At 47.3% G+C, this 6,646-nt stretch carries 6 protein-coding genes; 1 reads left to right on the forward strand and 5 read right to left on the reverse strand.

The window, feature by feature from the left end; translation table 11 throughout:
• Positions 1-206 precede the first annotated feature (206 nt).
• The 4 genes from ACN0TT_RS20360 to ACN0TT_RS20375 all read right to left on the reverse strand — a co-directional run bounded on the left by ACN0TT_RS20360 (position 207) and on the right by ACN0TT_RS20375 (position 4,092).
• Positions 207-1,544 (reverse strand): DUF3300 domain-containing protein, encoded by a 1,338-nt coding sequence (locus ACN0TT_RS20360; protein WP_417763946.1) that lies wholly within the window; start codon positions 1,542-1,544, stop codon positions 207-209.
• Positions 1,545-1,745: 201 nt separating this feature from the next.
• Positions 1,746-3,098 carry an ATP-binding protein gene (locus tag ACN0TT_RS20365; RefSeq protein WP_417763947.1) on the reverse strand — a complete coding sequence of 451 codons (1,353 nt, stop codon included), beginning with the start codon at positions 3,096-3,098 and terminating at the stop codon, positions 1,746-1,748.
• 4 nt (positions 3,099-3,102) lie between these two features.
• Positions 3,103-3,783, reverse strand: coding sequence for a response regulator transcription factor (locus tag ACN0TT_RS20370; RefSeq protein WP_417763948.1), 681 nt, complete (start codon positions 3,781-3,783; stop codon positions 3,103-3,105).
• A gap of 12 nt (positions 3,784-3,795) precedes the next feature.
• Entirely contained in the window at positions 3,796-4,092 is a 297-nt protein-coding gene (locus tag ACN0TT_RS20375) for a PepSY domain-containing protein (RefSeq protein WP_417763949.1), read from the reverse strand.
• A 190-nt stretch (positions 4,093-4,282) separates the two neighbouring features.
• Between ACN0TT_RS20375 and ACN0TT_RS20380 the strand changes: the two genes are divergently transcribed.
• Positions 4,283-5,056: a choice-of-anchor H family protein gene (locus tag ACN0TT_RS20380; protein WP_417763950.1), complete on the forward strand. Its 774-nt coding sequence runs from the start codon at positions 4,283-4,285 to the stop codon at positions 5,054-5,056.
• An 88-nt stretch (positions 5,057-5,144) separates the two neighbouring features.
• Here ACN0TT_RS20380 and ACN0TT_RS20385 read toward each other — a convergent pair whose 3' ends face one another.
• Positions 5,145-6,611 (reverse strand): alpha/beta hydrolase family protein, encoded by a 1,467-nt coding sequence (locus ACN0TT_RS20385; protein WP_417763951.1) that lies wholly within the window; start codon positions 6,609-6,611, stop codon positions 5,145-5,147.
• Between the last annotated feature and the right edge of the window lie 35 nt (positions 6,612-6,646).

Consider the following 6,646-nt stretch of genomic DNA (forward strand, 5'->3'; position numbering starts at 1 on the left):
CGCGCTGTCGCTGCCCGAAGGGTTCATTTAAACGCACTCTGAACTTTGTTGCGCTCAGCTTGCTTAGTTGACTAAGCATCGCAGATCTCGCCTCGTTCATAATGCCGTTTAATTTGAACAAAAATTAAACACTAAAGATAAAGAATCCCTAATAATAGAACAGAAAAATCAGCAAATTATTTGCTGATTTTTTTATGGGCATCAAATTAGTTTTCGTGCCGTCTTACTTGGCTATTGCCACGATGGGGAGCCGAGGTACTGCGGCTTTCCATATGGCGTTGTGCCTGTTGTGGCGCTCTACGCTCAGGCTGCACACGTTGTGGCTGTTGAGCGGGTTGTGTTGTGTGCTCACGTTGCATCCGCTGTGGCGACGTTGCTGGTGTTACTCTATTTTGCGGCCGCTCAGTGGTGATGCGGCGAGTGTTGTCATGGGTGCTGACACCTTTTTGAGAATTAAACTGCCGCGCAGGTCTATCTGTCGCACGATCACGGTCGGTACTGTGAATCGTGTGCTGCGTCTGACGTTGGTCACGTGCCCGATTAAACTCGACTGACTTTGCCCGTGCTGGATCATGACGTTGCCCTTCAATATGGCGAGTATCACGCAGATGATGAGTTTTTATCGCGTCATTCACATGGCGATAGTCGCGTTGTGGCGGGCGATGTAACTTAGGCTCATAGCGTTTATTCAGCACATTCGAGCGATAATGGATGCCTCGGCGGTGTTCGGGGCGATGATGCCAACGTTGGCCTTCGTAAGAATGACTACGGCGCACAGGCACATAACGGGTGTAGCGGTGACGGTAGTCTACCCACACGGTACGGTCATGCCAAAACATGTGGCCAAAGAAGAAGTTAAACGAAATGGATACACCGCTGTGACGCCAGTAAAACGGACTGTGTGTTGCGGCGATATAGCCGGGGAATGGACGCCAGTAAACCGGCGGATAAGCGCCCCAGTACCAGTCACCGTAGACATAACGTGTGTCATAGTAGGGCACGTAAACGACAGTCGGATTACTCGGCACAATCACAATGCGTTCGTTGTTGCTTTCGACTTTGATGTTTTGCGCATCTGTCAGGTTGCCAGCCTTGTAGGCCGCTTGGCGTAGTTGCTGAATGCTATCCATGACTTGGCCTTCATCGGCAACGAAGGCTTCGCCCACTTTGGCGGTCCAGTCCAAATCTTGGCTCATTTTATCCAGCACATCGGGAAAGGCGAGTAGTGCAACCACACTTGGATCCCATCCCTGTTTAGCGCCTTCTTCATTCAGTTTGTCATTGTCCCAATCGTCATGTTTGGCGCGCCAGCGTTGTGCTTGCACCACTTCCAGCGGATAGCTGGCGGCAATCAACACATGGGATAACAATGAGTCGGGATAGAGTGCAATAGGGGACATCAACTGCGCGACTTCGGCATCGCTGTAGTCGGTGTCATTGGTATCTGCGGCATAGCTAATGCTGCTAACGCTAAACATCAAGGCGATTAGCAATACTAGCTGCGCCAAATAGTGGCCGCGTTGGTCGTTGAGTACGGTGTTCATAGTTGCCTCCGCCTTCGCATGAGGGCACACAAAGTGTGCACAATTATCAGTTCACCGACGAGCTTATATAACGCAAGATGAACATAAGCTGAAAGCTGAAAAAACATTCAACTCTCTTGGAGCTGTTGATGAAAAATAACGAGTCTCGCCGTCACCAGCGTGTCTAAATCCCACAGTGCTAGCGGTAAAAAACATCGATAATTAGCAGCCCCTTGGTAAGTGCACACTAAATTTAGCACCACCTAGTTGTTCAGAGCGAGTGATTTGCCAGTGGCCTTGGTAACTTTCGAGTAGATCTTTGACGATAGCCAGCCCGACACCGTGACCCTTATCATAGGTATCGGCGCGCACGCCACGCTGGAAGATCTGCTGCTGTAGATGTTCTGCAATGCCGGGCCCATCATCTTCGACAATGATTTGCAGTTCTTGCGCTTGCTGCAACACGGTGAGTGCAACCTGTTGTTGCGCGGCTTTACAGGCGTTGTCGAGAAGATTGCCTAGCAGTTCGGTCAGATCTCCTTCTTCCCCAAAGAACAGCGCGTTATCAGCCACTGATAGCTGCAGTTGTAGTGATTTATCGCGATAGATCTTGGGCAAGGTTCGCCCCAGCTGTTCAGCAATCGGGGCTACGCTGATGCCGCGATGCCACGCGAGATTGCCGGAGGATTGCGCCCGTTTCAACTGATGGCTGATACTGTCATTAATGGTTTGGATGGGCTCATGGGCTTCGGCTGGCAATGCCTTAATGCTCGATAGCACCGCTAACGGGGTTTTTAGCGAATGTGCCAAATCTGATAGCGCATTGCGATAACGTTGCCGTTGGCGTTGCTCATTGCTAATTAATAGATTGAGTTGTTCAGCCACCTGTGCCAACTCGGTAGGATAATGGCTACTAATATGTTGCTGCTGTCCTTGCTCCACGGCGCTCAGCTCTTGTTTAAATCGTGCCAGTGGTCGAATGGTCCACCACAGCCATCCCGCTTGGAACAGCAATAACACCAGTATTAACGCCAGTAACCAGCGCCAGATGGTTTGACTGAATTGCGCCTGCGTAGCCGCCAGTATCTGTTCGGTTTTAATGATATGTACCGCAAAGGTGAGCGGTGCTTGCTCTGCACTGGTGGCGGCAAACCTGGCGCTAAAACTAAAGATGAAATGAGCTTGCTGATTAAACTCAATCTCACCAAATTGGCTTTGACCTAAGGGCGGAAAAGGCAGTTGTGTCGGGGCTGAGAGGCTGAGCAAAGAGCCTGATTGCCACAGAATGTCGCCGTCAGGGGCGGTGACGAGCGCATACACGCCGGACTGATCGATATTAAACTGTTTGTCTTGCAGCGTGGCGGGCAGTTCCAGTTCACCATCCTCTTGCTCCGATAACGCCAAAATGCCGTACATCGCCGCACTCATTTCACTTTGTTCGGCGTTGGTCATCTCCATGCGAAAGGCATCAGACAAAGCGAAACCAATCAAGGGCACTAACACTAAATTAACCAGCAAGGTACTCGCGATGATACGGCTTTTGAGAGACCAGAGGCTAGTGATTGGCTTAGCCATGTGGTTAACTCGAAGGCAAGGCATTCATACGGTAACCCTGTCCCCTAAGCGTTTCGATAAGATTGAGTTGGTTGTCTGGATCTAACTTCTTACGCAAGCGTCGCACAAATACCTCAATAACATTGGAGTCTAAATCAAAGTCTTGGTCATACAGGTGTTCAATTAACACACTTTTAGACTGCACTTCCCCCATATGTAAAAACAGATATTCCAACAGTCGATACTCAGAGGCACTTAAGTTAACTGTTTTGTCATTGAGACGGACTTCAGCGGCGCTGGTATTAATGGCGAGTGGCCCGTTGCTGGTGATCGGGCTGGCTTTACCGGCAGCACGGCGGATCAATGCCTTCATCCGCGCGACTAACTCCATCGGATGAAATGGCTTGGTGAGATAGTCATCGGCGCCAGCGTCTAGTCCTTCGACTTTGTTTTGCCAACTGTCACGGGCGGTAAGGATCAAAATGGGGAAATCTATCTGCTGGGTGCGTAGGGACTCAATCACTTGAATACCCGTCAGTTTAGGCAAGCCGATATCGATGATGGCGGCGTCGTATGGGTATTCTTGCCCTAAAAATAGTCCATCCTCGCCATCTGCTGCGGTATCTACGCTATAGCTGGCTTCTTCAAGATGTAACTTGAGGTTGTGTTGCAGTTGCAGGTCATCTTCAATCAACAAGATCCGCATACTCAGTACCTCTTATTCGATTGCCCCAGTCACGGCGTTAATATTGACGTACATGATTCGGCCATCTTCGCTGATGAGCTTAACCACATAGCCGTTATTTCTTTTCTGCACTTTTAGCACTTTTCCACCAAACTGGCGTTGGGCGATTTGTGCTGCTTCGTTGCTGCTACGCACACGTAATTGTGTTTGATGCTCTTTATCGCCGTGATGATTTTTCGCCAGCACGGGCGCGCATGGCGACACGCTGAAGGCGAGCAATATCAGCATACTAAACAAACGATAACGAGATTTACTGTAACGCTGTGCCATAACTCAAGCTCATCAAAGATTTAAGAGATTAGTGTAAAAGATTCGCTGGCTGGATCAAAACACTCATGCGGCAAAGTGTTAGCGCTGATTATCAAAGTCGCAGATGAACACTGGCTGAACATTTTCGTTCATGTTGCATTCATTTGCTACAAGGTTAAATGGCGCCATAACACTAATAGAGGGAAATGCTATGAAAACGTCTTACTATCTTGCATGGCTGGTGCTGGGCTTAACTTTTACCGCTAACGCGGCGGCTTCAGCGGTGAAGACCATTGAGTATGGCGTCAACCATTCACAGCCAGTGGAGGAGATGAGGCTGCAGCAACGTGAGCAGTTAGCGCAATCCGTTGCTGCGAGTTTACCTAGTGTTACTCGCCAAGAGATGCAACAGCAGATCAGTGCTAAACCTGCCAGCAAAACTAAGGTTGGGGTACCATTGAAAATATCCAGTGTCACTAGCCACAGCTATTATCACGAGTTTCGCTTTTATGATGTGCAAACCTATCTGTTGGATGACTTCAACTATGATGGTTTTTATCACTCATTTTCCCTCAATATTGACGCTGACGTTTATGGAGCCACAGCAGGTGAGCAAATTCCGGTGTATGCCGTCATTTATACCAGCCGTAATGGCGGCGATTGGCGCCATTTGCACACAACCAATGTGTTTTATCTGCAGGGAGAAAGTGCCTACGACAGCTATGAAGTGGTGACTTCGCTCGATACGGGGTTCCCCACCGATTACTACGACGTATTAATTGATTTGTACGAATACGGTTATGACGACGTGGTGGCCACTATTAGCAGTGATAACACCAACAGCTTGTATGCTTTGCCGTTACAGAGCTATGACCGCGATAACGATAATTACGGTGAAGACGTGGTGGTATCTGGCGGTAGCTTGGCGTGGACGCCTTTACTTTCGCTCGGACTGTTAGGGTGGTGCCGTCGTAAAGCGAACTAAGTTGTTTCGCATATCCCGTCCTAAGATACGTTGACAATTTTCAGGACGGGACAAAGCTAACCATAAAAGCCTGACTGATGTCAGGCTTTTATGGTTGTAGATATTTGTCTAAAAACTCGTCTATTGACTTGAAAGTTTCCATTCGGCCTTCAGCATCATCGAGATGATGGGTCATATTTTTAATCTCGACATATTTAATATCGATCTTATTTTTAGCTTTGCTATAAAAATCACTGGATTGACGACGATCGACTTGAGTATCTTTCGTGCCATGAATCAACAAAATTGGCTTTTTGATTCGCTCAATATGATAGGCTGCAGACACCTCAGTCAATTTATCGATAGTGTTAGAATCTTCATTCTGGACGATGTTCTTGATGAAATAATCATCACGGCGTTCATGTTCAACCAGCGCTTTTAAATCAGCAATGCCGGCAATACTGATATAACAGTTAAATTTATTGGGATGCTGAAATGCTTCGGTTAGTGCCACATAACCGCCATAACTTGCACCGACCAAACATGATTTATCCTTAGAAATTGGATAATTAGCTTTTACAAAGTCAGTGGCATCATCAACGTCACGTTGCATTCTCTTGCCCCATTCAAAATAGCCCGAAGTTTCATAGCGGTTGCCAAAACCTTCTGAACCTCGAAAGTTCACTTGCATCACAGCATAGCCTTTGGCTGCAAAGTATTGCACGAATGGGTTGTAGTATTTGGTGTCGCGAGAAGTAGGACCACCATGAGGAAATACAATCAACGGTGGTTTTTGTGCTCCATGGGGCATGGTGAGGTAGCCATTAAGTTGCATGCCATCACTGGCTTTGAATTCAAACTTTTGTGGCTCAGATAGCTTAGTTTTTACTAAGTATGGATAGCTGGCAACCCAAGCGCCTGCCTTTTGATTACGTAGATCTACAAAATAATAAACTGGCACTTGTTCTGCGGTTTGCGCACTGAATAAAAAACGTTTTTGGTCGCGAGAGCTACTCACAATATATAACTGCGCATGTGGCATTAACTTTTGTGCTACGGCTGTAAGAGAGTCCTGCTGTTGGTTAAAAAAGTACTGGTGTTGGTAATCATCGTAATAATAAATCCCAACAACCTTGCCTTCATTATTGTGAATCACACCGGCAACATCGTATTTAGGATGACTGAATAACACCTTTTCAAACTCATTAGTTTTGATGTTATACGACCATAGTGCTTGGCGTGCATTTTCCCTGTCACTGATGACGTAGGCATGAACGTTGTCATCGCTTAGAGCAACAATGTCGAAGGTTTCATCTTCACCAAGGATCCGGCTGTGGATCTTTTTCATTGGCTCATTGAGTGATTCTCTGTACCAGATAGTTTTTTGGTGTTGATTGCTACTTTTGAGCTTTTCAATTTTAACCCCAACTCGGACATTACCATCGATGTCTGTACGGAGTGAATCGAGCTTCTCGTCATTGAGGAAGTACTTCTCGTAGCTGCCATCTTCTAGCGTGACTTTAAACAAGGTGTAGTACTGAAGGATCCCCTCATAAATCCGCCAGTGCATAGCCATTTTTTAAGAGCTGCTCAGCTAGAACTACCGCCGCT

This window comes from Shewanella sp. (genome assembly GCF_048265805.1).
Classification (GTDB): Bacteria; Pseudomonadota; Gammaproteobacteria; order Enterobacterales; family Shewanellaceae; genus Shewanella.

Excerpts from the sequence above, each read along its gene's own strand:
- ACN0TT_RS20370 (WP_417763948.1), bottom strand. The coding sequence starts at position 3,783 with ATGCGGATCTTGTTGATTGAAGATGACCTGCAACTGCAACACAACCTC.
- ACN0TT_RS20360 (WP_417763946.1), bottom strand. The coding sequence starts at position 1,544 with ATGAACACCGTACTCAACGACCAACGCGGCCACTATTTGGCGCAGCTA.
- ACN0TT_RS20375 (WP_417763949.1), bottom strand. The coding sequence starts at position 4,092 with ATGGCACAGCGTTACAGTAAATCTCGTTATCGTTTGTTTAGTATGCTG.
- ACN0TT_RS20380 (WP_417763950.1), top strand. The coding sequence starts at position 4,283 with ATGAAAACGTCTTACTATCTTGCATGGCTGGTGCTGGGCTTAACTTTT.
- ACN0TT_RS20365 (WP_417763947.1), bottom strand. The coding sequence starts at position 3,098 with ATGGCTAAGCCAATCACTAGCCTCTGGTCTCTCAAAAGCCGTATCATC.
- ACN0TT_RS20385 (WP_417763951.1), bottom strand. The coding sequence starts at position 6,611 with ATGGCTATGCACTGGCGGATTTATGAGGGGATCCTTCAGTACTACACC.